The sequence below is a fragment of the Ciceribacter thiooxidans genome, from assembly GCF_014126615.1.
Taxonomy (GTDB): Bacteria; Pseudomonadota; Alphaproteobacteria; order Rhizobiales; family Rhizobiaceae; genus Allorhizobium; species Allorhizobium thiooxidans.
This window is the reverse complement of the sequence record NZ_CP059896.1, coordinates 3,228,344-3,251,420: the sequence shown is the minus strand read 5'-3', so window position 1 is coordinate 3,251,420 and position 23,077 is coordinate 3,228,344. Positions and strand designations below refer to the sequence as shown.

The window sequence follows — 23,077 nt, the reverse complement described above, 5'->3', positions numbered from 1 at the left end:
GTTAGCGACCGATGCTGTCAGCGGCCTTCTTTGCTCTTTCCGCCGCCGCTTCCGCGTCCATGATGGGCTGAACGGCCTCCTCGCGACCGGCGGCCGACTGGTTTCGGGCCAGTTGGGCAAAGTCCGCGGAAGTCCGAGCATGAAACCGGGCGGACTCGCGAAACGCCTGGACCGCAGAACGGTCGCCTCTCGCCTCAGCCTCGTGGGCGTAGCGCGCCGACTCTTCAGCTGCGATGGCCATCTGATTGGCGCTGACCGCAGCGTGCATCGCAACTTGGGCCTCGTTGAGGCTCGTCACCGTCGAGGTGCCCCTGTCATTCATGAAGGTCTGGTCCCAGTCTAAGGCTGTCGCCGGTGTGATGCAGTGCGTTCGAACGTATGCCTGAAACTGCGCTGTCAGCTGGGCCATTTTCTCGGAATCGACGTCTGTCGTGCGTGCGCCTCGTCCCAGCTCCACACCGTAATCCACCCCAAGCTTGAAGCCTTCCTGTAATCCGTCGCCAAAACCGAGCCGTTCATCGCCCGGAGACAGTACGGCCGGAGTCGGGATCCTGAGCAGGACACTGGAAGGGTTTTCCACAGGGCTGCCTGACAGGTCGTGGTAGCCGTCGACGACGCCCCGCAACCATCCGGCGTAAGCTCCCTTGCAGGCACCGCTGTGGAACTGCGGGGAGTCGCGATCCGCGAACGCGACGGACGCCTCCACAAGGTTCGCGCAGAGGACGACAACGACCGCAAGGGAGATGGTCCGTATGCGGTGAGTGGTTGTTGCCGTTCGCTCGATATGCCGCGTCATGCCCGCCGCCCTCGCTCGATGTTCACCTGCTCGAAGAGTGGTTGAACTCTACACGCGGACATTACGAGTTTTGTTGACCTGTATCAACTTTGGCGATTGAACGCGGACAATTTCGCGCAGACAGTGTGACGTCTCCGTAAGCGTTCGCGATGCCGGCTTCGGCAGGAGTGTCATTCCCGCCGACCGCCCCGGGATCCGTGTCATCTCATTCCCACTCGATCGTGCCCGGCGGCTTCGAGGTCACGTCGTAGACGACGCGGTTGATGCCGCGGACCTCGTTGATGATGCGGGTGGCCGCACGTCCGAGGAATTCCATGTCGTAGTGGTAGAAGTCAGCGGTCATCCCGTCGACCGAGGTCACGGCGCGCAGCGCACAGACGAATTCATAGGTACGACCATCGCCCATGACGCCGACGGTCTGGACCGGCAAAAGCACGGCAAAAGCCTGCCAGATCGCGTCGTAGAGGCCGGCCTTGCGGATCTCGTCGAGATAGATGGCATCGGCTTCGCGCAGGATGTCGAGCTTTTCGCGCGTCACACCGCCCGGGCAGCGGATGGCAAGGCCCGGACCCGGGAAGGGGTGGCGGCCGATGAAACTGTCCGGCAGGCCGAGCTCCTTGCCGAGCACGCGGACCTCGTCCTTGAAGAGTTCGCGCAACGGTTCCACTAGCTGCATCTTCATGCGCTCGGGCAGACCGCCGACGTTGTGGTGCGATTTGATCGTGACCGACGGGCCGCCGGTAAACGAGACGCTTTCAATGACGTCGGGATAAAGCGTACCCTGGCCGAGGAAGTCGGCGCCGCCGAGTTTCCTGGCCTCTTCTTCGAAGGTTTCGATGAACAGCCGTCCGATGATCTTGCGCTTGGTTTCCGGATCGGAGACCCCTTCCAGCTCGCCGACGAACTTGTCGACGGCATCCACATGGATGAGGTGCAGGTTGTAGTGTTCCTTGAACATGGCGACGACATCGGCCGCCTCGTTCTTGCGCATCAGCCCGTGGTCGACGAGGATGCAGGTGAGTTGGTCGCCGACGGCCTCGTGGATCAGCAGGGCCGCGACGGAGGAGTCAACGCCGCCCGAGAGGGCGCAGATGACCCGCTTGTCGCCGACCTGGTCGCGTATCGCCTGCACGGCCTTGGCGCGATAGGCCGACATCGTCCAGTCGCCCTTGATGCCGGCGATCTTGTGGATGAAGTTGGCGATGAGCTTGGCACCGTCGGGCGTGTGCACGACTTCTGGATGGAACTGAACCGCGTAATATTTGCGCTTCTCGTCGGCGATGAAGGCGAAGGGCGCGTTGGCCGAAGTCGCGACAACCTCGAAGCCGGGGGGCAGCGCGGTTACGCGGTCGCCGTGGGACATCCAGACCTGGTGGCGGGAGCCGGCCGGCCAGAGATCTTCGAACAGCGCGCATTCCTTCTCAATATCGAGGAAGGCACGGCCGAATTCCCGGTGATGTCCGCCCTCGACCTTGCCGCCGAGCTGCATGCAGATCGTCTGTTGCCCGTAACAGATGCCGAAGACCGGAACGCCGCTGTCGAAGACGACCTGCGGTGCGCGGGGGCTTCCCTCTTCGAGCGTCGAAGCCGGGCTCCCGGAGAGGATTACCGCCTTCGGCTTTAGCCGGGCGAAGCCTTCGTCTGCAGATTGGAACGGAACGATCTCGCAATAGACGCCCGCCTCGCGGACGCGCCGGGCGATGAGCTGCGTCACCTGGCTGCCGAAATCGATGATGAGAACGCTGTCGGGATGAGCTGTCTGGGTCATGTCGAGCCTTTAATGAAAACCGCCTGTTCTGGCAATTGCTGATTTGCTGCAGAACCGGAAAATTTCGCGGCGCATCGCGCCGGGCTTCAGAACCAGAAGAGGCCGTCCTCAAGCCCCGCAAACAGAGCATCGACGCTGCCGGCGAGCTTCTGGTCGATGATATGGAGGTATTCCGTCCAGTCGCCGACGTGCCGAAGCTCGTCCTTCCCGTCTGAGATGCCCCGAAGGCCGATCAGTGGCAAGCCGAACGTGCTGCACACCCGAAAGACCGCAAAGGTCTCCATGTCGACCATGTCGGCTGCGATTGCATGATAGGCTTCACCGGAAACGATGTTGGCGCCGGTCGAGAGGCTGGCTGTCGGAATGCCGGGGATACGCAAAGGCAGATCGACGACGGGGGGAAGATCGACAAATGGCGTGCGGCCCTTCTCGAAGCCGAGTGGCGAGGCGTCCATGTCGCGATAGGAGACCGATCCAACCTGATAGATCTCCGTTTGCTCAAGGGTGTTTGAGCCTGCGGAACCCAGCGAGACGACGAGATCCGGAAGCGTCTTTCCCGCCTCCAGGACGGCAACGGCTCTGGTTAGAGCAAGTGTCGCTTCTACCGGACCGACGCCGGTCATCAGCGGGGTGAAGCGCGACCGCAGGAAGGGACCATATTCCGCCTCTGCGGCCATGACGAAAAGGACCGACTTTCCGCCAACGGATTTCAGTTCGAACGTCACCCGGTAATCCCCTCGCGTCCGCGCACGACCATCAGTGTACTGGTCATGGAGGCGATGAGCTTGGCCGGGCCGTCGCCGACCGCATAGCCGCGACCGTCCGCAACAATGATCGTACTGCCAGGCTTTGTGATTTCGCCGCGGAACAGGAACCGGTCGCCACGGCCCGGTGACAGCAGGTTCACCTTGAACTCGATCGTCAGGAGCGAGGCATCCGGTGCAACGACGGTATAGGCGGCGTAGCTGCAGGCGCTGTCGAGCGCCGCCGAGATGACGCCCGCATGCAGAATGCCGTGTTGTTGCGTGAGCTTCACATCGAACGGCAGTTCGATCTCGACGACGCCCTGAGATATGCGGGTCAGCTCGGCACCGAGCGTTTCCATTGCGCCCTGGCGCGCGAAGCTTTGCCGGATGCGTTCGTGCACATCTTCGCTGTCCATGTCACTCATCTGTCGTCATTTCCCCTTGAGAGGCGCGAAATTGGCACGCTCTCGGGAGGCAGGCAAGCCGCTCCCGTCGAGAAAATCAGTTGAGCACGAAGAGCGAGAGGTTGAGGAGCGAGGCGAAACCGACCCAGGCCGCATAGGGAGTGAAAAGCAGCGCGGAAAGACGATCAATGTCCCAGGCCTTGGCGATGAAGGCGAGGATCAGACCGAGGAGCGGGAGGATGACGACGAGACCGAGGGCCGGGCTCTGCAGGCCGAAGAATGAGGGGGACCAGAGAAGGTTGAAAATCATCTGGCCGAACCAGATCTGCATTGCCGCGGAAGCCGGAGCTCTCAGCCAGATGCGGCCGCCGGCGATCGCGATCAGTACATAAAGCGTGGTCCAGACTGGACCGAACAGATAGGATGGCGGATTGAACGGCGGCTTGTCGAGAGACTGGTACCACTCGTCCGGAAGGTTGGCGAGACCGGAGAGCAGGCCGAAACCGAGGGTAAAGACGATGAAGCCGACGTGGATCAGAAGTGCGCGCATGGTGAAGGAGATGTAGGGCGTAATCGGCTTCTTCCAAGATCAAAGCGTGCCGAGGCGACCGATATGCTGGTCCCAGGCGATGGCGCTCTGTGTTCTCCCGAAACGCCCGTCATAGGAGGATACGGCGAAACCGTTCACGCCCGGCGCGATTCCTGCCGCATTCGCGATTCGTGTCTGTTTCACCACCGCGCCGCTGGTTCCGCTGAGGGTCACTGCAAGCCCACCTTTGGGTGAGGTGATGCCGACGAGACCGCTGCGACGGTCGACGGCAATCGCACCGACATAGTTTGCAAGCCCATCCGTCGTCTCCTCAGGCAGGTCGATAAATCGAAGGTCTTCCCCTTGGCCGAAATAGCCCACGAGTGGCGGCAGGCCGTTGCGCGCGCCTTCGTACTGGCAGGCGAACCAGATACGGCCGCGTTCGGCGAGTGCAAGATGACGCGTCGAAAGCTGCCGGAGGTTCGCTGGAAGCACATGCTTTTCGACGAGCGCCCCGGTTCTCGCGTCGCAGATGACGAGGCTCGGCTCCATGTGATCGAGGTTGAGCTTTGTCCGCCCAAAGTCGGGGTGGGTCTCGATCCCGCCATTGGCGATGATGAGCAGGCTTCCGTCGTCGCTGACCGTCATATCGTGTGTTCCGACGCCATGCGCCGGAACTTCGCCCAGACGGGAAAAGCCGTTCGCGGCGTCGTAGATGCCGATGACGCCGCGGTTATTGTTGAAATCGTTCTCGCAGGCATAGAGGAGGTGCCCGTTCGGCGAGAAACCGCCATGGCCGAAAAAGTGCCGGTTCTCGCCGCAGGCGAAGACCGTCGGTTCCGAGCTGGCGCCGGGATCGACGGCAATGGCAAAGGTGCCGGGTCTGCGCGCGAAGGCGACCACCTTGCCAGTCGCCGTGCAGGAGGTCAGTCCATGCATCCGCCCGGGAAGATCCACCTGCGCAATGATCTCGCCTTCTTCGCTGAGGAGCGCCAAGCCATAGGTGCCACCGGGCGCGCGAAAACCGGAGGCGAAGACGGCGTCGGTGCGCCCGAGCGCGAAGGCGGCTTCGAAGGAGAGGCCTGCCAGAAAGGCGGCGCCTGCGGCTTTGATGAAACTGCGACGGTCGATGAGCGCACTTTTCCGCACGATCAATCTCCGTCCGAGAAGGAGAAGCCGGCGCCGAGACCGAGTGCGCCGCCAAAATCGTCGTTGAGCCGCAGGATCAGGTCTTTGCCGTTCAGCAGCAGGAAATCGAGCCGGGAGCGTTCTTCCGGCGACGTGACCGCCGTCTCGACATCGGGGCTGACGGCGCCGGCAGTCCGGATCAGTGATTTAAGGACGAAATCAATGGAAGTAACGATCGAGCGAGAGCCTGGATCGAGGAGTTCCTGCATGTCTGACTGGTCTATCAGCGTGCGCATGCCTTCGAAATTGCCGCGGATGGACGCGAAGGTGAGGCCGGAGCGCCAGAAGATCGCCTGCCGTGGCAATGTCTTGGCATCCTCCCCCTTGTAGAATGTCTCGATGCGTTGGTCGCGGACCGCCTCGGCGCCATGGACGAGAATACCGAGCAGGGCGGTCATCGCCTCGCGATTATCCCGGAAGTAGGCGTTGTCGGCGCCGGGATGCTTCCAGGCGTCCTGAACGCCACTCGGCTCGTCCCATTCTGCGGCAAGTTCGCTTCCGAGATGCTCGAGGTTTCCGGCGATCGCCGCACCATAGCGGCAACGGAAGCCGTTCGGCTCTCGCAGCAGGAGTTCGAAATCGGTGCCGTAGAGCACGAATTCCGCGGCCCCGAGACCTTGCATGGCGACGCTCTTCTCCCTGAGCGTCTCCGCCCTCGTGGCGCTCTCGTCCGGGTTGGCAAGCAGTGCCTGCACTTGTTTCAGTCCGGTGCTCTTACGGTCGGGGTAGAACAGAATGCGTTCGAAACGGTTGGCCTCGATCGCCGGCCCGACACGGACGATCTCGATTTTCGACCATGCCTCGACGGTCTTGACGAAAGTGTCTCGGGCGGCGGTTAGCTGCTCCTGCGAAGGCGTGGCGCAGAGCGCCTGCATCGCGTCTTCGAAGTCTCCTGCCCTGTCCCGGAAATCCCGATAACCCGGACGGATGAAACGGTCGACAGCTTTTTCCAACACGGCGGGTATAGCATTCGCCTGAAGTGTCGGAGTTGAGGTCTCCTGCGCGGTCGCGGGAAGGATTGCGACCAGGAGGGCGGTCATCGAACGGATGAGAGATTTGATCACAACGACTCCAGAAATCTGATCAGGTGTCGGCGCGCTTCCGGCGCGGCCGAAGCGAATGCGTTGCGTGCCCGTTCCGCTTCACCGCCGTGCCAGAGAATGGCCTCGGTGAGGTTGCGCGCGCGACCATCGTGAAGGAAGAAGGTGTGCCCGTTGACGTCGTCGGTCAACCCGATGCCCCATAACGGAGGAGTGCGCCACTCCCGATCTGTGGCATCTCCAACCTGCTGGCCGTCGGCAAGTCCTTCGCCCATGTCATGCAGCAGGAAGTCCGAATAGGGCCAGATCAACTGAAAGGCTTGGGCCTTGTTGGCCGCGTCGCGCCGCGTCACGTATTTCGGCGTGTGGCAGGCAATGCAGCCGATGCGGTAAAACAGAGCCTTTCCCCTCAGGACGTCCGGGCTGCCGACGTCACGGCGGGTCGGTACGGCGAGATTTTCCGAATAGAAGGTCACCAGTTCGAGCACCGGATCTGGGGCCTCCGTATTGCCAAGTCGCGTCTGTATGCCGTTCGGCATCTCCCGGCATGGCGCTTGCGCGCTCGTGCAATCACCCCAATGGCCGGGAGCGTCGGGCGTCGAGATACCGAGATCTCCCACGAACGCACTGGAACTTTGATCGCGAACGGAGGCATTCTGCGCCTTCCAGCCGAAGCGTCCGAGTTGCAGTTCACCGGTGCGGTGGTCGCGGGCGCGCGCCGCACGGCCGGAAATACCATCGCCGTTGCGGTCTTCCGGATCGGCCATCGCAAGGATGTCGGCATCGGCGATCGCCTCTATGAGACCCATGCCGATGATCGGATTGGCAATGCGCGCCGAGAGCGTCGTGTCTGTGCCGAGCGGTCCGTAGCCGAGATCTGCTACGCTGTATTGCGGCTTGCGCAGCATGATCGTCTCGCCACCTGCGAGCGTGACCCGCTCTTCGGTGTACGTCACCGTCCCCCGGCCTTCTGCAGCGAGACCGGGGACGGCCACGTCCTGAAGCTGATTGCCGTATGTATCGTCCGCAAAGCTCACGACCTTCAGTTCTGCGAGCGTCTGTCGTTCTTTGTCGGTGCGAGCGGGGCGAGCAAGCCTCAGGATCATCGAGGAACTACTGCCTGCGTCATTCTCCGGCGGGTGTCCGCGACCGTTTTTCAGGTGACAGCTATGGCAGGAACGCGCGTTGAACAGCGGACCGAGGCCATCGGAAGCCTGGGTGGAGGATGGGGAGGAAACCCAGAGTTTTTCAAACAGCGCTTTGCCGAGCCTGAAATTCTCTTCTTCCGAAAAGCCGAGATTGGCCGAGGCGTGGGAGAACGCATCAGCGTCGATGGGGTTTCGTGACGTTGTCGCTCCGCCCGGCATTGCCTCGTATTGTTCCGGCCTGGAGAAGTCATTGGTCGGCCGCGTGACATCCTCGACGCGGGTGGTGTCTTCCGCGGACAGATCATTGCGCTTCGCCTCCGTGGCACCAACGAGCGGAGCGAACAGAAGAGAGGCTGCCGCGAAAAAGGCCAGCCGGTACCGTGGGGTAGGGGGGAGATGCAGGGCGCTTGCATATGCGGGTCGGGCTGCCGGAAGGTCCGGCAGCCGCTCTCGTCTTATTGGAACACAGCTTCGGGATGGTCGAGGCTGTCCGAGCCCTCGAGTTCGACAGTGCCGAGATCCTGTGAGGCAATGATGCGCTCGATCGTCTTGGTCTGGTCGATCAGGCCGTCGATCGCAGCCTGCACGGTGGCGTTGCCCTCCACATTGCCTTCACCGATCATCTGATCGTAGGCCTCGACGGCTTCGGCGCGTTTGGCCATAGCGTTCATGGCCGCGAGCGTCTTCTCGAGTTTCGACTTCATCTCGGTGTCGAGCGCCGGGTCTTGGGCGGCAACAAGCTCGGACAGCGATGGACCGGTCATTCTCGTGCCGTCCACGCGGACGTATTCACCGGTATAGGCCGACGCGATGCCGATGGCGTCGTTCAGATGCGAGTTGTGGGTGTTGTCGGAGAAGCAGTCGTGCTCCTCTTCGGGATCATGCAACAGCACCCCGAGCTTCATGCGCTCACCGGCGAGTTCTCCATAGGAAAGTGAACCCATGCCGGTGAGGATCGCACCGATCCCGGCCTTTGCGTCGGCCTCCAAGGCCTTCGTGGCTTCACCGTCCGGCTGCCATACGGCCACCATCTCCTGCAGGTCCGAGACGAGCAGGGTCGACGCTGCCTTGAGATACGCGGCCCGACGGTCGCAATGACCGTTGGTGCAATTCTTCAGATCGTAGTCGGTATAGGGTCGGTTGCCGGCGCCGGGGCCGGTACCGTTCAGATCCTGTCCCCAGAGGAGGAATTCGATGGCGTGATAGCCGGTGGCCACGTTCGCCTCGATCTCGCCGGCCTCGTGCAGCGTTTCAGCGAGGAACTCCGGTGTGATCTCCGAGGCGTCCACGTCCTTGCCACCGATCTTGATCTGCGGATTGGCAATGACGTTCGCCACGTAGAGTGTATTCTCGTCGCTTTCGGTGCCGTAGGCCGCGTCGACGTAGTCGATCAGTCCCTCGTCAAGTGGCCAGGCATTCACCTTGCCTTCCCAGGCATCGACGATCGGACTACCGAAGCGATACACCTCCGACTGCTGATAGGGCGCGCGAGCCGTGACCCAGGCTGCGCGCGCCGCTTTAAGCGTCTCCTCGCTCGGCTTGGCGATCAGCGCGTCGATAGCGGCGTCAAGGGCTTGGGCCGTCGACAGGGAATCCTCATACTTCGCCTGAGCGAGGGCAGCGTAATGTCTCAGCACCTGCGCCGCATCGGGCGCGGCGAGGACGGGTGCGGCGATCATGGCCGCCGACGCAACCACCAATGCGACGGTGGCACCAAGAACAGATTTCCGGGTCATGAGAATCTCCTGAGGCGCATTGGGCGCCTGTGGGTGAAATGGCCGGAACGTCTTGGAGCAAAATTAAACTTGTGTCAAATAGTCTAGAATAAATTTCGAGATCCTAATGGCGGACGTCAGCTGCGGCGGCGCATGCGGCAGAAGAAGAAGCCATCCGTATCCGTGGCGGCGGGGCTCAGGGTCAGCGTAAGACCATTACGGCTGCGTGGACGTGACCCCGAAGCGGAAAAGAGTCGCTCCCAGGTGTCGAACGCCGAAGCGATCTCGAATTCCGGATGGGCCTCGCAGAAGTCTCGGACCTGATCGTCATTTTCCTCGGGAAGCAGGGAGCATGTGACGTAAAGCAGTTCGCCGCCGGGCTTTACGTAAGCCGAGGCTTCGGCGAGCGCTTCTTTCTGCTGTTCGACGCGCTCCTGGAGATTGCGCAGCGTCAGGCGCCACTTGGTGTCGGGGCGGCGGCGCCACGTGCCGGTCCCAGTGCATGGCGCATCCACGAGAACGCGGTCGAAGCGGCCGGTCAGTGGGGTGATCGCGGAGATGGAATCGTGGACCTGGACATTGTGCGTGCCGGCGCGTTTCAGGCGTTCGATGATCGGCGCGAGCCGCTTGCGATCGGCGTCGTAGGCGTGGACCTGACCCTTGTTGTGCATGGCTGCGGCCATGGCCAGCGTCTTGCCGCCGCCGCCGGCGCAGAAATCGAGAACCTGCTCGCCTTCACGAGGGTCGACGAGATCGGCGACGATCTGCGACCCCTCGTCCTGAACTTCGAACCAACCCTTCTGGAAGGAAAGCTCGGCCGTCACGTTTGGGAGCCGAGAAGGGCCTTCGCCGGCGGGAATGCGTATGCCGTAGCGGGCGATCTGGGCGGCCTGGGCGCCGACGCGATCAAGTGCCTTCAGCACCTTGTCGCGCGAGGCCTTGAGTGTATTGGCGCGTAGATCGAGCGTGGGGCGTTTCGCGAGTGCCTTGGCCTCGTCGAGCCAGTCGTCGCCGAATGCGGTTTCCAGTGACGGCTGCACCCATTCGGGAATATCTCCCTGCACATGGGGAGGAGCGTCCTCAATCCGGCGCGCCGCAAAAGCGGAAAGCTGTTCTGAACCGAGCGCGGCCGGGGCGAAGCTGTCGCCGTCGAGTTCGCGCGCAAGACTGTCTGGGGTAAAGCCCCATTGGCGAAGGAGCACCGCATAGCCGAGTGCCGCCGCGCTGTCGTCGTCCATGAGCCAGCCATGGGAGAGTTTCATGCGCAGCGCGTCGTAGACGATGTTGCCGATCGCCGCGCGGTCACCCGAACCGGCAAAGCGGTGCGACAGTCCCCAGTCCTTCAGCGCATCGGCGACCGGCCGGCGACGGGTCTCTATATCGGCCAGAATTTCGATCGCGCCGGCAAGGCGGCCGCCTAAACGCATGTCATGTCTCCTGCAACAGAAGACTGCGTGGTAGCGGCGAAACACGCCGAGAGCAAGCATCTACGCCCGCCGACGGCCGGAACAGGGGCTGAGGACGTCTTCTCCTCAGCCGATGATCTCGTAGCAGACCTTGGCATGGCCGGTCTGAACCATGCCGATGTTCTGGGCGGCTGCCTTGGAGAGGTCGAGCACACGCCCTCGCACGAAGGGGCCGCGATCGTTGATCCGGACCACGACGCTCCGGCCGTTCCTCGCATTCGTCACCTTGAGTTTGGTGCCGAACCGGAGCGACTTATGGGCCGCGGTAAGAAGAGAAGGATTCATCCGTTCACCCGAAGCAGTGCGTGAGTGAAGGGCATACCATGAAGCACCGCCGCAGGACGAGTTTGCAGAAGCCTGCGCAGGGGCGATAGCACCGAATGCAGCTATAGCTGCAGCGGTCGCAATAGAGCGCCGGATATTCTTCAAGTTCGATTTCCCTAGTCGTTTGTTGTAGCTTTAATTTGCGCAAGAACGCTAAGGCGCGGCAAAAAATGGCAAAAACGTGCCCCAAGCTGCTCACGAAATGTTACGTAGTGTAACATTTGTGATTTTGGTGCTGGTAAACAAATTCTGAAGAGATTAGAGAAAAGAGAGAAAACGCGTTCAAAAACTGAGGAAAATTAGAACGGAGTTCCTGAGCGCGACGACATTCTCTCGCTCACGAAAAAAGTTTTAGAAAATTTTTTCGGAGGGCCCCATTTCCTGCCCGAAATGTGAAGATTCCGCGGCACTGGTGCGCCGCCCGTCTCCTGAGGCGGGCAACAACCAACGGAAACGCGGCGAGGGTTCTACTTGTTCCAGCGGCCGCTGGCCCACAACTCCGCCAGCGACACCCGGTAGTCGGGATATTGGAAGCGGAATCCCAGGCTGGTGATCGTCGCGTTCGAAACACGCTTGTTCTCACCGTAGAAGGAGCGCGCCATCGGCGTGAGTTCGGCCGTTTCGAAGTCTTGTTCCGGAGGAGGCTCGATCCCCATTAAGCGCGCCGCTTCGGCAACCACATCCTGCGGAGGACAGGGCTCGTTGTCCGTGACGTTGAATATGCCGGCCGTGCGCTTTTCGGCGAGGAACATTGCGGCGGCGGCGATGTCCTCGACGCGGATACGATTGAAGACCTGATCCTTCTTGACGAGTCGTCGGGCGTTGCCGCGGGTGAGATTGACGAAGGGATTTCTGCCCGGCCCGTAAATGCCCGAGAGACGCAGGATCGTCAGCGGCAGGTCGTTTGCAGCGGCGAGCGACTGCCATGCGTTCTCGGCGTGCAGTCGCTCGACGGAGCGCTGCGAAGCCGGCCTGCACGGTGTTTTTTCATCGACCCAGGCTCCACCGTGGTCACCATAGACGCCGACGGTCGACAGGTAGCCGACCCATTCGAGCAACGGCAGACGCGTACGTACGCCCTCGCCGAGCAGCGGGATCAAAGGGTCTCCGCTGGCGCCGGGCGCAATCGACTGGACGAGATGGGTGACCGTCCGCATCCTTTCTATCAGTTCTTCAGAAAGCGATACGCCGCCGAACTGGAAAGGTTCGATCCCCAAAGCCGCGAGTGTCTCCTTCTTTTCGAGACTCCGCGTTGTCCCGGCAACCGGATGTCCCTTGGCGGCAGCAAGTGCGCCGATCGCCTTTCCGGAGTAGCCGGCACCGAAGATCATCATGCGCATCGCGTCATCTCCCAAAGTCCCACTCGGCTTGTACTTCCGGATCCTGCTCTTGCGGCCGGTGGCCGCGTTGCAAGGCCTCGAAGGTGTCCCGGTCAATCAATCGTGACAACGCCCAGACAGCCATCCCGCGAACCTCCGGCGCACCGTCATGGAGCAGCCGCCGGCATGGCTCCACGAGTTCGGACCGAGCGGAATTGCCAGCCGCAATCAGGAGATTGCGGATGAAACGGTTCCGCCCGATCCTCTTCACCGGCGATCCGCTGAAGAAGGTCCGGAAGGCGGCGTCGTCGAGCGACAGCAGGTGTGTGATCTCCGGCTCCCGCAGGTCGTCGCGCGCTTTCAGCTTCATCTCCCGGGCGGTCTCGGCAAACTTGTTCCAGGGGCAGGCGGCGAGACAGTCGTCGCAGCCGTAGACCCGGTTGCCGAAAGCAGGCCGTAAGGCTCGGTCGATCATTCCCTTGTGTTCGATCGTCAGATACGAGATGCATCGTCGGGCGTCGATCTTGTACGGTGCGGGAAAGGCGGCGGTTGGACAGGCGTCGAGGCAGGCGCGGCAGGAGCCGCAGTGGTCAACTTCGGGTGCGTCGAAGTCGAGCTCCGCAGTGGTGAAGAGGCTTCCGAGAAAGAGCCAGGAGCCGTATTCGCGGCTCACCAGATTGGTGTGCTTGCCCTGCCAGCCGAGTCCGGCGACTGCGGCCAGCGGCTTTTCCATCACAGGTGCCGTGTCGACGAAGACCTTCACGTCTGCACCGGCACGGGCAGCGAAGCGAGTGGCAATCTCTTTCAGGCGGCCTTTCATGATGTCATGATAGTCACGGTTGCGGGCATAGACGGAGATCGCCGCCCTGTCCTTTTTCTCGAGAATGTGGCGCGGGTCTTCGTCAGGGCCGTAGTTCATGCCGAACATGACGATCGAGCGAACCTCACCCCAGAGCACCTTCGGGTCGGCACGACGCTCGCGCGTCTCCTCCATCCACCCCATGGTGCCGTGATACCCCGCCTCGATATAGGCGGCGAGGCGGGTCGGGGCGTCCGGGATGCCGTCCGGTCCCGTAATGCGGCAGAGTTCGAAACCCTGTGCCGAGGCCTCTTCGCGGACGAAGGCAGTCAGGCGGTGACGCAAGCGCTCGGCCTTGTCATCCGTCTGTCTCTCCGGGGCTTCGTCCGCGGACATGGCCGCTCCTCGTCAGAAATCCAGATCCGCGTAGTGCGATACCGGCGTCAGCCCGCGCACGCGCTCAGCAAGCAGCGGGCGGAAGGACGGGCGAGACTTGAGGCGCTGATACCACTCCTTGACGACCGGCGCTTCCGACCAGTCGATCTCGCCGAGATAGTCGAGAACGGAGATTGCAGCGGCCGCGGCAAGATCGGCATAACTCAGGCGGTCCCCTGCCAGCCAGGGGCGCGAACCTGAGAGCCAGGCCAGATATTTCATGTGCTGGCGGATGTTGTTGCGTGCCGTGCGCAGTACCTTGCTGTCGGGTGCTCCACCGCCGAGCCCGTTCGGGATCTGCAGCTTGTGAACGCGCTCGCGCACCAGAGGCCGGGTGACGTCCTGCTCCATCTTCTGCAGGAACCATTCGGTAAGGCGGCGAATCTCCGCTCTGTGGAAGGGGTCCTCGGCGAGTAGCCGGCGGTCGCGCTTCAGCACGCCGTGGGTTTCGTCGAGGAATTCGGAAATCACCGTCGGCCCGCAAAGCGCGCGCATATTATCGTCAACATAGACCGGTAGCGTCCCGGCCGGATTGAGGGCCAGGAATTCCCTGCGTTTTTCCCAGGTCTGCTCTTCCACCAGGTCGGCTGGGAAGCCGTATTCCGACAGGACCAGCCGGATGAACCGGGACGCGGTCGACATGGGATGATGATACAATGTTGGCATTTTTGTCCGCATTCTCTACTGCTGAGACGCCACCGCGACCGGACGCTTCTTGCCCCGCCACGCACGGCTGGCCATAGCCACGGTCCCCAAGCTATAGGTTCTCGGCCCCTTCAATACAAGCGAATCAACCCTTTCGCCAGCGGCACCACAAGGACTTTTCATGGAAGACCAATCGATCGTCAGCGCGCTCCTTCTCGGCCTCGTTGAGGGGCTGACGGAATTCATTCCCGTTTCCTCCACCGCTCATGTGCTTCTCGCCGGGCACTTTCTCGGCTTCCGCTCGCCCGGCAATACCTTTGCCGTGCTGATCCAGCTCGGCGCAATCCTGGCAATCCTCAGCGTCTACGCCCACAAGCTCATTGGCGTCGCGCTGACACTGCCGTCGAGTGCCCGCAGCCGCCATTTTGTCCTGTCCATCCTGATCGCCTTCCTGCCGGCCGCGGTCATCGGAGCGTTGGCTCACGATTTCATCAAATCGGTTCTCTTCGAAACGCCGGTGCTGATGTGCACCGTGCTCATCCTCGGCGGTTTCGTCCTGCTCTGGATCGACCGGCAGGAGCTCACGCCGCGATATACCGATGCGATGCAGTACTCCCTGCCGCTCGCTTTCAAGATCGGCGTTTGCCAGTGTGTGGCGATGATTCCGGGTGTCTCCCGTTCGGGCGCAACGATCGTCGGCGCGCTGCTGCTCGGTGCAGACAAGCGGTCAGCGGCGGAGTTTTCCTTCTTTCTCGCAATGCCGACCATGGTCGGCGCCTTCACGCTCGACCTTTACAAGAACCGCGCCGCGCTGAATTTCGACGACACAGCGCTCATCGCCATCGGATTCGCCGCGGCCTTCATTTCTGCTCTGCTGGTGGTCAAAAGCCTGCTTAATTATGTGTCGAAGCGAGGCTATGCGCTTTTCGCCTGGTGGCGCATTGCCATCGGCGGCCTGGGCCTGGCGGCCCTGGCTCTCGGTTTCTGAGGCCGAGACCGGGCGCCCTTCGGGGCGCCCGAGATCTAACCTAGATCAACGGGTAGCCGGGATCGACGCCGTGCTGCAGGGGTCGACGCCGTAGGCCGGTGCGCAGTTCGATTTGCCCGCTACGCCAGTCGAGGGGGCCATAAAAGAGCCTGCCATGATGACCAGTGCCGCACACGCAAAAAAGAGTGCGATAGACTTACCCATAAATCTGCCTCTCGGAATGATGGTATGCGTCCCGTCAACGCAATGGCGAAGTGCCCGAACGCGGTGGACGATCTACGCATTGCCAGCCGTTTCTTCAATAGAAGATCTTGCTGAACCGTCGGTTAACAGAGGTAATTTGCCACTGCGTCATTTGTGCAACGCAGCAGCGGCGGACACGTCGTGGAGCAGCGTCACGCTTCCTTGCCAGCCCCGGTGAACTGCCCGTGCGGGCGGTACTGTACGAGGTAGGAGGGAAGGATCGATTCCAGCGTTACGGGAGTGATCCCCGTGCCTTCCAGCGTGCGGCCTTCCGCCTTTGCCGTGTCAGAAACGACGTTGTCCTTCTTCAGAAGCTTCACCTGGTCGCCGGTGAGCGGCGGCTTGATGAACGGCACGAGCGACAGGATGCCGGCGAGGAAGGAAGCAACACCGAACGGTAGGCTGAGGAAACCGCGGCGGCGTTCGACCGTCGCAAGCATGACCTCCATGCATTCGCGGAAGGATAGGACCTCGCGTCCGCCGAGTTCGTAGATCGTGCCTCGGCTGAGCTTGCCATCGACGGAGCGCGCAACTGCCTCTGCGACATCGCCGACATGCACCGGCTGGAACCTCGTCTTGCCGCCGCCGATCAGCGGCAGGAGCGGTGCTTTGCGGGCCATGGCGGCGAACTTGTTGAAGAAACTGTCCTCGGGTCCGAAGATGATCGACGGCCGCATGATCACGGCGTCGGGCTTGATCGAGAGGATCGCGGCCTCCGCCTTGCCTTTGGTGACGGCATACTGCGATTCCGAGTTCAGGTCGGCGCCGATCGCCGAAACATGGGTGAGGCTCGCGCCGGCATTGCGGGCAGCTTCCGCCACGGCGCGGGCGCCGAAGTCCTGGACGGAGTCGAAGCGGTTGCGTCCGCTCTCGAAAAGGATGCCCACGGAGTTGACGATATGGTCAGCGCCCTCGGCCGCCTTGTCGACCGAAGCGCGGTAGCGCAGGTTTGCCTGGACGAGCGAGATCTGACCGACATTGCCGAGCGGCAGCAGGAAGCCTGCGAGATCCGGTCTGCGGACCGCGACACGGATGCGGTAACCGCGGCGGGCGAGTGCGCGCACGATGTGCCGGCCGACAAAACCCGATCCACCAAACACGGTTACGAGCGGCGGAAGATTGGACAGGGTCATTGGCAGGCTCCCTCGGAGAGAAGTGGGCAGTTTGGCTTGAAGCTGTCTATTAGACGAATCATCTCGCGACGTGAAGTGCCATCGCGCCGCAGAGGGCCGTGTGGATCGGTGCTTCAGACGCCTTCCACGACAACCATCTCGGCATCCGCGACTTCCTGGCGGATCTTTGCCGCGATCTGGTATTCCGGTGAATTGTAGCAGTCGACGGCAGCCTGATGGGAGGGGAATTCGATGACCACGTTGCGTGCGCGGGCCTTCCCCTCGAGCTCGGTGAACGCGCCGCCGCGGGCAAGGAACGTGGCGCCGTACTTCTCGAAGGCCAGTTTCGCCGCGGCGACATAGTCCTTGTAACGCTCCGGATCGCGGATATCGACGCGGGCAATCCAGTAACCTTTGGCCATCCTGTCCTCCTGTCTGGTCTGTCCAGGCGGTTTTGAGTGAATTCGCCGGAAGGGTCAAGTTTGTTCATTTCGGGCTAAGGTGCGGGCCCGTATGTTTCTGAATCAGATCACATCCGCAGAGGGAGACGACATTGAAGCCATGGTCCCGGTTGGGAGCGTCCGGTCGCACGGCCTTTCCTGCTCTCATTGTGATTTCGGCCACAACGGTGATTTTCAGCTTGGGATGGTCGTCCGACGCGCAGGCGAAGATGTGCGATGCGACCTTCTACGAAAAGCTGAGAAGCGCGCCCCACGGCAAGGATGATCGGATCACGGTGGATTGCGATCTTCAACTGAGGCCGAAAGACGTGATTACCCGGAAACTGGTGTTTGCCGGTGAGGCAGCGTCGGGTGTCAGCCTCGATTGTCGCGGTGCGACACTCGGCAGTGCCAAAATGAAATACGGCGTAAGCGCGCCGACCGTTCTCGTAAGATCTCAAAAATTGCCCGGTAGTTCCGGCTGGAGCGTCCCGCGAAACATCCGGATCACAAACTGCAAGATCATCGGAAACATACGCCTGACGGGTCTCGGTGCTAACGGGGAAGCCGAGGAAGTTCGAAAATCGTCACTCAATCGGGACCACACCACGAATGCGCAGCGAAACGCCCCCTCCGGCATTGACCTGAAGAACGTTTCGATTGAGGCAGTCGGCACGATCCCCCTTTATTTCGGCCCGGGGGTAACGAAGTCATCGCTGACGAACTCCACCATACGCGGAAAATCGGCGAAGACCGTCATCTATCTGGATGCGGAATCGGCCGAAAACGTCATTGCCGACAATCGCTTCTCCGTCAAAGCCGACCGTGAAGTGATCGCGGTCGATGGTTCAGCGCGAAACGTCATCTCCGGAAATGAGTTCAAGAACGCCGAGAAAGGCGGTATTTTCGTCTATCGCAACTGCGGCGAAGGGGGAACCATTCGCCATCAGGAGCCCAGGTCCAATCAGATCGTCGACAATCGCTTCGTGTACCGTTCGAGCATCGTTGCCTATCCCGCGATCTGGCTCAATCACCGCGATGTGGGGAAATGGTACTGCAAAATCGACCCGAGATATCCCTTCGGCAGCAGCCTCGATCCACGTGATCGGGCGATCGATAACGTTCTCGCCGGAAACCGCTTCGAAGGCGCCATATCCCCCATGGTGCTCGACACCGAGCGAAAATAGCGGCGTCCGAATTGATGCCGAGGTCAGAGGACCTCGGCCATCTCGGCGAGGATGGCGCGTGCCGCCTCCTTCGGATCCGGCGCCTTGACGATCGGACGGGCGACGACGAGGTGGCTGGAGCCCGCCTTGAGCGCGGCGGAGGGTGTCATGACCCGCTTCTGGTCACCTTTTTCGGCACCGGCCGGACGGATGCCCGGTGTGACGAGCGCCATGTCGGGACCGATGATCTTGCGAACTGCCGCCGCTTCCTCGGCCGAGCAGACAATGCCGCCCATGCCCGCTGCACGTGCCTGCTCGGCCCTGCGAAGGACGAGCGTGTGCGGATCGTATTCGTAGCCCGCCTCGATGAGATCGCCTTCGTCCATGGACGTCAGCACGGTCACTCCGAGCAGGCAGAGGCCGGAGCCTTTGGCGGCCTCGACCGCCGCACGCATCGCCTTCGGATAGGCGTGGAGCGTCAGCATCGACATCCCCATCTTCGCAATGTTCTCGACGCCCGAAGCGACCGTGTTGTCGATGTCGAGCAGCTTCATGTCGAGAAAGATCTTCTTGCCCGATGCGGCGAGGTCGCGGGCGAACTCGAGTCCGCCGGCGAAGGCCAGCTGGTAACCGATCTTGTAGAAGAGAATGTCGTCCGAAAGCGTGTCGACGATCGTTTCGGCTTCACGCAGTGTCGGTACGTCGAGCCCGACGATAAGGCGTTCCCGTGCGGTCAAGGGTTCACTCCCGGCCAAGTTTCCATTGGCGTCCAGTCGCACGTGACGCGGCGATCTGCAAGGGAGAAGGCGAACAGATTGCCGCCGCCTCCGGGTTGGTCCTTGCTGCGGGAAATGCGAACGCCGGCAAGACGGCATCCCAAGAGAGTTCCGACGCCGCCGTGGCCAACAAAGGCGATGGGTTTTGCGGGATCATGGCCGGCGAGGACGGCTTCCACGGCGCGGACGATCCGTCGTTGGGCGTCGATCGCCTTTTCCCATCCCCTGAAGCTCTCGGCAGGATGGGCGAAGAACCAGTCGGCCGCCTTCTCAAATTCTGACGGCGAGAGGAATCCTGTCGCGGACCGGTCGTTCTCATGCATGGCGTCGACGGTCTCGTAGTCGATACCCGCCGCCTCAGCGAGAATCGCCGCTGTCTCCATGGCCTTGATTTCGGCACTTGAGACGATGCGCCTGAGTCGGCGTACCCACGGCAAGGCGGAAGCGGCTCGAGCTCGATTCACGCCAACGTTGGAAAGTCCCCATTGCGGAACGGGTATGTCGGGATCGATCCGGACCTGCGGATGGGTGATGTAAAGCGCGAACATCGCCGGTTAGGCCCGGCGATAGATCCAGAGTTGTGCCGGCGGAATATTGCGGACCACGAAATCGAAGTGCTGGATATGGTAGCTATGAGGCTTCGCAATAATGGGCGACACCGGGCCGTAAGAGATCTGCACAACCGGACGGCCGGGCGGCAGGCGGTCGAGGAGGCTCTCCAGCAGCCGGATCCGGTCCTGCATTGGAAAGTTCAAGAGCGGAACGGCGGAGATGACGGAATCGAACTTCTGGCCCGCGAGCGCGCCGAGTGTGCGGTCGAGATCGAAGGCATCGCCGTGGATGAAGTTCACGCCCGGATAGGTCATCGTGAGATGACTGCAAAAGTCTTCGGAGTATTCGACGGAGACCAGCTTTTCCGCCGGTACGCCACGGGCGAGGATCGCCTTGGTGATGACCCCCGTACCGGGACCGAGTTCCAGGACCGGCAACCCGGAATTCGGATTGATGATGCTCGCCATCTTCTTTGCAGTGATCGAGGAGGTCGGGACGATCGCGCCGACCAGCTTCGGCCCTTGCATCATGCCCTTGAAGAACCGGATCTCCTCGTCGAACTTCTTTTCGAACCGTTCCTTCAGACGTCGTACCATGTCTTAACCCTCACCAGAGACCGATTATGCAAGAACCGCAGCGGCCACACTCGGGCTATGTTGCGCCGCTTTGTCGCAAAAACAAGGCTAAATGGCGCACATAGAGCAGAAATCCAATGGAATCGATCGAGCCGCTCCGTCACACCCGCATCGGCATCAGCACGTAGAGCGCGTCGTCGCCGGCAGTGTCGCGAATGAGAGTCGGCGAGCCGGCATCCGCGAGCATGAAGATCGCATCGTCACCGGAAAGCTGTGCGGTAATGTCCAGCAGGTACTTGGCATTGAAGCCGATTTCCATCGAATCGTTCTCGTAGCCGACGGCCACCTCTTCCGTCGCGCTGCCGGAGTCGGGATTGTTGACGGTCAGCATCAGATGACCGTCGGAGAGCGCTAGTTTCACGGCACGCCCACGTTCGGACGAAATGGTCGACACGCGGTCGACTGCCTGGGCGAAGGTTTGGCAATCGACACGCATTTCCTTGTCGTTCGCTGTCGGAATGACTCTCTGATAGTCCGGGAAGGTGCCGTCGATCAGCTTCGAGGTCATGACAATGGAGCCGATGGTGAAGCGGATTTTCGCGTCCGACACTTCGATGGTAACGACAAGATCCGGATTGTCGACCAGCTTCTGCAGTTCGCCGACCGTCTTGCGCGGGATGATGATCCCCGGCATTCCCTCCGAACCGGACGGGGCCTCGACATCGGCGCGAGCCAGCCGGTGCCCGTCAGTCGCAACGGCGCGAAGCTTCAACGCACCTGCACTCTCGATCGTGTGCAGGAAGATGCCGTTCAGGTAGTATCGAGTCTCCTCCGTCGAGATCGCAAATTGGGTGCGATCAATCAACATCTTGAGATCGGAGGCCTTCAGCTTGAAGGCATGGGTGAAGGTGCCGGCGGTGAGATCGGGGAAATCGGACTCCGGCAGGCACTGCAGCGAAAACTTGGAACGGCCGGAGGCGACCGTCATCGAGACGCCGTCCGGCGTCGTTGCCAGCAGGACTTCGGCGCCGTCCGGCAGCTTGCGGACGATCTCGTAAAGAAGGTGGGCTGGTACGGTCGTTGCGCCGGCCTGCTCGACCATGGCGGGCGTCGCCTCGGTGATCTCGAGGTCCAGGTCGGTCGCTTTCATGTCGAGGCTGGCGCCTTCCGCACGCAGCAACACGTTCGACAGGATCGGGATCGTGTTGCGACGTTCGACCACGCGGTGAACATGGTTCAGCGATTTGAGAAGGTTGGACCGTTCAAGAGTGATACGCATGGACTTTACCGCTTTCGACCTGTCGCCATCCGGGGAGCTGGGATGGCCGCAATATGACGCCGCGCTGTTCGTCGGCGGGAGAATGTGGACGCGCAAAATGGCAGCAAAAGGCGGTCGATTGCAAGAGCCATCACGCGCGGGCAGAGCGAATGGGCATTGTATCTTGTTCAAAGGTCGATGCTGAACCATAAAGGCCCTGTCATCCCTGAAAGGACGCCCATCGTGACAGACATCCGGAAGGACGCCGCGGCTTCCCCGAAGACCTATCGCCTCTATGATGCCGTGATCTCCGCCCGGCCGCTCGAGCCTGCGCTCTATCTCGTCGCGACGCCGATCGGCAACCTCGGCGACATTACGCTGCGGGCGCTTGAGGTGCTTGCCGGGGCTGACGTGCTCGCCTGCGAGGATACGCGCGTGACCCGCGTTCTGCTGGATCGCTACGGTATCCACAACCGGCCGACCGCCTACCATGAACACAATGCAGAGGTGGCGGGCCCGAAATTGCTCGCCGCCTTGGCGGAAGGAAAATCCGTGGCGCTGGTCTCCGATGCCGGCACGCCGCTGGTCTCCGATCCGGGCTATCGTCTGGGACGCATAGCGATCGATGCTGGCTGCCGCGTGGTGCCGATCCCCGGACCTTCGGCGCCGCTCGCGGCCCTCGTCGGCTCCGGCCTGCCGAACGACGCCTTCTTTTTCGCAGGGTTTCTGCCCACGAAGGACAAGGCGCGACGGGATCGGCTGGAGGAGGTGCGGGAGGTTCCCGGCACTCTTTTGTTCTTCGAGTCGCCACATCGCATCGGCGACACGCTGGCCGCCGCTGCGGATGTGCTCGGTGTCGGCAGGCAAGCTTGCGTGTGCCGCGAACTGACCAAGACCTTCGAGGAATTCCGGCGAGGTACCCTTGCCGAGCTCGCGGATCACTACGATGATCGCGCTGTGAAGGGCGAAATCGTGCTGGTGATCGGTCCGCCTGCTCCCCCCGAGGCGCCGGCCCAGGACGACGTCGACACGCTCCTGAAGCGCCTTGCTGCCGACCTCCCCGCCGGCAAGGTCGCAACCGAGGCGGCAAGGCAGACGGGTCTGCCCCGCAAAGATCTCTACCAGCGAATCCTCGAACTCAAGGACGAGGGATGAGCAACGGCCGGCCGCAGGAGAGAAAACCCGACGGCCGGCGCCTCAGGGCAGAACGACGCGGGCGTTTGTCCGAGTACGTTGCCGCGCTTTTTCTCCTTCTGAAAGGGTACCGCATTGTCGCCCTGCGCTACCGCACCCGCGCCGGAGAGATCGACATCATCGCACGTAGGGGCACGCTTGCCGTGTTCGTGGAGGTCAAGGCCCGGCGACTGGAACGTAGCGCGGTCGACGCCGTAAGCTTTCACACCCAGAAGCGCATTCACGCGGCGAGCGACGTCTGGCTCTCGCGGCAACCGGATTTTTCCAGCCTCTCCTGCCGCTATGACATCATTGCCGTTTTGCCTTGGCGGCTGCCGAGGCACTTTCAAAATGCGTTCTAGACACGCTACGCGGAAGTGACGGAACTGTCACAAAAGTGTTGTTGAACGGTCACTTCGCCGTCATCGAACCGTCACTTACCGTTCATCCCACCTCATTAGAGAAGCGAAAG

24 protein-coding genes are annotated in these 23,077 nt (G+C 61.8%); 4 read left to right on the top strand and 20 right to left on the bottom strand.

Annotated features, from left to right (window positions below):
• Position 1: 1 nt before the first annotated feature.
• The 14 genes from H4I97_RS16050 to H4I97_RS15985 form a co-directional block, all read right to left on the bottom strand.
• On the bottom strand, positions 2 to 796 hold the full coding sequence (locus H4I97_RS16050; RefSeq protein ID WP_182305620.1) for a hypothetical protein: 795 nt from the start codon (positions 794 to 796) through the stop codon (positions 2 to 4).
• Positions 797 to 1,001: 205 nt separating this feature from the next.
• Entirely contained in the window at positions 1,002 to 2,564 is a 1,563-nt protein-coding gene (gene guaA, locus H4I97_RS16045; RefSeq protein ID WP_182305619.1) for a glutamine-hydrolyzing GMP synthase, read from the bottom strand.
• A gap of 86 nt (positions 2,565 to 2,650) precedes the next feature.
• Complete coding sequence (locus H4I97_RS16040) at positions 2,651 to 3,289, bottom strand: 5'-methylthioadenosine/S-adenosylhomocysteine nucleosidase (RefSeq protein WP_182305618.1); 639 nt, start codon at positions 3,287 to 3,289, stop codon at positions 2,651 to 2,653.
• Entirely contained in the window at positions 3,286 to 3,735 is a 450-nt protein-coding gene (locus tag H4I97_RS16035) for a PaaI family thioesterase (RefSeq protein WP_182305617.1), read from the bottom strand. The genes H4I97_RS16040 and H4I97_RS16035 overlap by 4 nt, the downstream gene beginning before the upstream one ends.
• A 76-nt stretch (positions 3,736 to 3,811) precedes the next feature.
• Positions 3,812 to 4,264, bottom strand: coding sequence for a TspO/MBR family protein (locus H4I97_RS16030; RefSeq protein ID WP_182305616.1), 453 nt, complete (start codon positions 4,262 to 4,264; stop codon positions 3,812 to 3,814).
• Between the two features lie 39 nt (positions 4,265 to 4,303).
• Positions 4,304 to 5,392, bottom strand: coding sequence for a DUF1513 domain-containing protein (locus H4I97_RS16025; RefSeq protein WP_182305615.1), 1,089 nt, complete (start codon positions 5,390 to 5,392; stop codon positions 4,304 to 4,306).
• A gap of 2 nt (positions 5,393 to 5,394) precedes the next feature.
• Entirely contained in the window at positions 5,395 to 6,492 is a 1,098-nt protein-coding gene (locus H4I97_RS16020; RefSeq protein ID WP_378143444.1) for an imelysin family protein, read from the bottom strand.
• The gene (locus H4I97_RS16015; RefSeq protein WP_425306244.1) at positions 6,492 to 8,021 is read right to left on the bottom strand and encodes a di-heme oxidoreductase family protein; all 1,530 of its coding nucleotides are present in this window, start codon (positions 8,019 to 8,021) and stop codon (positions 6,492 to 6,494) included. The genes H4I97_RS16020 and H4I97_RS16015 overlap by 1 nt, the downstream gene beginning before the upstream one ends.
• 53 nt (positions 8,022 to 8,074) lie before the next feature.
• On the bottom strand, positions 8,075 to 9,355 hold the full coding sequence (locus H4I97_RS16010; RefSeq protein ID WP_182305614.1) for an imelysin family protein: 1,281 nt from the start codon (positions 9,353 to 9,355) through the stop codon (positions 8,075 to 8,077).
• A 116-nt stretch (positions 9,356 to 9,471) separates the two neighbouring features.
• The gene (locus H4I97_RS16005) at positions 9,472 to 10,761 is read right to left on the bottom strand and encodes an RsmB/NOP family class I SAM-dependent RNA methyltransferase (RefSeq protein WP_182305613.1); all 1,290 of its coding nucleotides are present in this window, start codon (positions 10,759 to 10,761) and stop codon (positions 9,472 to 9,474) included.
• A 105-nt stretch (positions 10,762 to 10,866) separates the two neighbouring features.
• Complete coding sequence (locus H4I97_RS16000; RefSeq protein ID WP_182305612.1) at positions 10,867 to 11,229, bottom strand: septal ring lytic transglycosylase RlpA family protein; 363 nt, start codon at positions 11,227 to 11,229, stop codon at positions 10,867 to 10,869.
• Between the two features lie 362 nt (positions 11,230 to 11,591).
• Complete coding sequence (locus H4I97_RS15995; protein WP_182305611.1) at positions 11,592 to 12,464, bottom strand: SDR family oxidoreductase; 873 nt, start codon at positions 12,462 to 12,464, stop codon at positions 11,592 to 11,594.
• 4 nt (positions 12,465 to 12,468) lie between these two features.
• Entirely contained in the window at positions 12,469 to 13,638 is a 1,170-nt protein-coding gene (gene queG / locus H4I97_RS15990) for a tRNA epoxyqueuosine(34) reductase QueG (RefSeq protein WP_182305610.1), read from the bottom strand.
• 12 nt (positions 13,639 to 13,650) lie between these two features.
• Complete coding sequence (locus H4I97_RS15985; RefSeq protein ID WP_182305609.1) at positions 13,651 to 14,343, bottom strand: glutathione S-transferase family protein; 693 nt, start codon at positions 14,341 to 14,343, stop codon at positions 13,651 to 13,653.
• Positions 14,344 to 14,503: 160 nt separating this feature from the next.
• Between H4I97_RS15985 and H4I97_RS15980 the strand changes: the two genes are divergently transcribed.
• Entirely contained in the window at positions 14,504 to 15,310 is an 807-nt protein-coding gene (locus H4I97_RS15980) for an undecaprenyl-diphosphate phosphatase (protein ID WP_182305608.1), read from the top strand.
• Positions 15,311 to 15,705: 395 nt separating this feature from the next.
• Here the strand turns inward: H4I97_RS15980 and H4I97_RS15975 are convergent, their stop codons facing one another.
• A complete protein-coding gene (locus H4I97_RS15975; protein ID WP_182305607.1) occupies positions 15,706 to 16,686 on the bottom strand; it encodes a complex I NDUFA9 subunit family protein in 981 nt (326 codons plus the stop codon).
• A gap of 113 nt (positions 16,687 to 16,799) precedes the next feature.
• Positions 16,800 to 17,087, bottom strand: a complete 288-nt coding sequence (locus H4I97_RS15970) for a DUF1330 domain-containing protein (RefSeq protein WP_182305606.1) — start codon at positions 17,085 to 17,087, stop codon at positions 16,800 to 16,802.
• A 218-nt stretch (positions 17,088 to 17,305) separates the two neighbouring features.
• On the opposite strand from H4I97_RS15970, the gene H4I97_RS15965 reads away from it, so the two are divergent.
• Positions 17,306 to 18,292, top strand: coding sequence for a right-handed parallel beta-helix repeat-containing protein (locus tag H4I97_RS15965; RefSeq protein WP_182305605.1), 987 nt, complete (start codon positions 17,306 to 17,308; stop codon positions 18,290 to 18,292).
• A 23-nt stretch (positions 18,293 to 18,315) separates the two neighbouring features.
• On the opposite strand, the gene pyrF is transcribed toward H4I97_RS15965, so the two are convergent.
• The 4 genes from pyrF to dnaN form a co-directional block, all read right to left on the bottom strand.
• A complete protein-coding gene (gene pyrF / locus H4I97_RS15960; protein WP_182305604.1) occupies positions 18,316 to 19,008 on the bottom strand; it encodes an orotidine-5'-phosphate decarboxylase in 693 nt (230 codons plus the stop codon).
• On the bottom strand, positions 19,005 to 19,595 hold the full coding sequence (locus H4I97_RS15955) for a histidine phosphatase family protein (protein ID WP_182305603.1): 591 nt from the start codon (positions 19,593 to 19,595) through the stop codon (positions 19,005 to 19,007). The genes pyrF and H4I97_RS15955 overlap by 4 nt, the downstream gene beginning before the upstream one ends.
• A gap of 6 nt (positions 19,596 to 19,601) precedes the next feature.
• Positions 19,602 to 20,195: a phospholipid N-methyltransferase PmtA gene (gene pmtA / locus H4I97_RS15950; RefSeq protein ID WP_182305602.1), complete on the bottom strand. Its 594-nt coding sequence runs from the start codon at positions 20,193 to 20,195 to the stop codon at positions 19,602 to 19,604.
• Between the two features lie 139 nt (positions 20,196 to 20,334).
• Positions 20,335 to 21,453 carry a DNA polymerase III subunit beta gene (dnaN, locus tag H4I97_RS15945; RefSeq protein WP_182305601.1) on the bottom strand — a complete coding sequence of 373 codons (1,119 nt, stop codon included), beginning with the start codon at positions 21,451 to 21,453 and terminating at the stop codon, positions 20,335 to 20,337.
• Positions 21,454 to 21,684: 231 nt separating this feature from the next.
• Here dnaN and rsmI point away from each other — a divergent pair, with 231 nt between their 5' ends.
• A complete protein-coding gene (rsmI, locus tag H4I97_RS15940) occupies positions 21,685 to 22,587 on the top strand; it encodes a 16S rRNA (cytidine(1402)-2'-O)-methyltransferase (RefSeq protein ID WP_244658795.1) in 903 nt (300 codons plus the stop codon).
• Positions 22,584 to 22,967 (top strand): YraN family protein, encoded by a 384-nt coding sequence (locus H4I97_RS15935; protein ID WP_182305599.1) that lies wholly within the window; start codon positions 22,584 to 22,586, stop codon positions 22,965 to 22,967. Before rsmI ends, H4I97_RS15935 begins: the two co-directional genes overlap by 4 nt.
• Positions 22,968 to 23,077 lie beyond the last annotated feature (110 nt).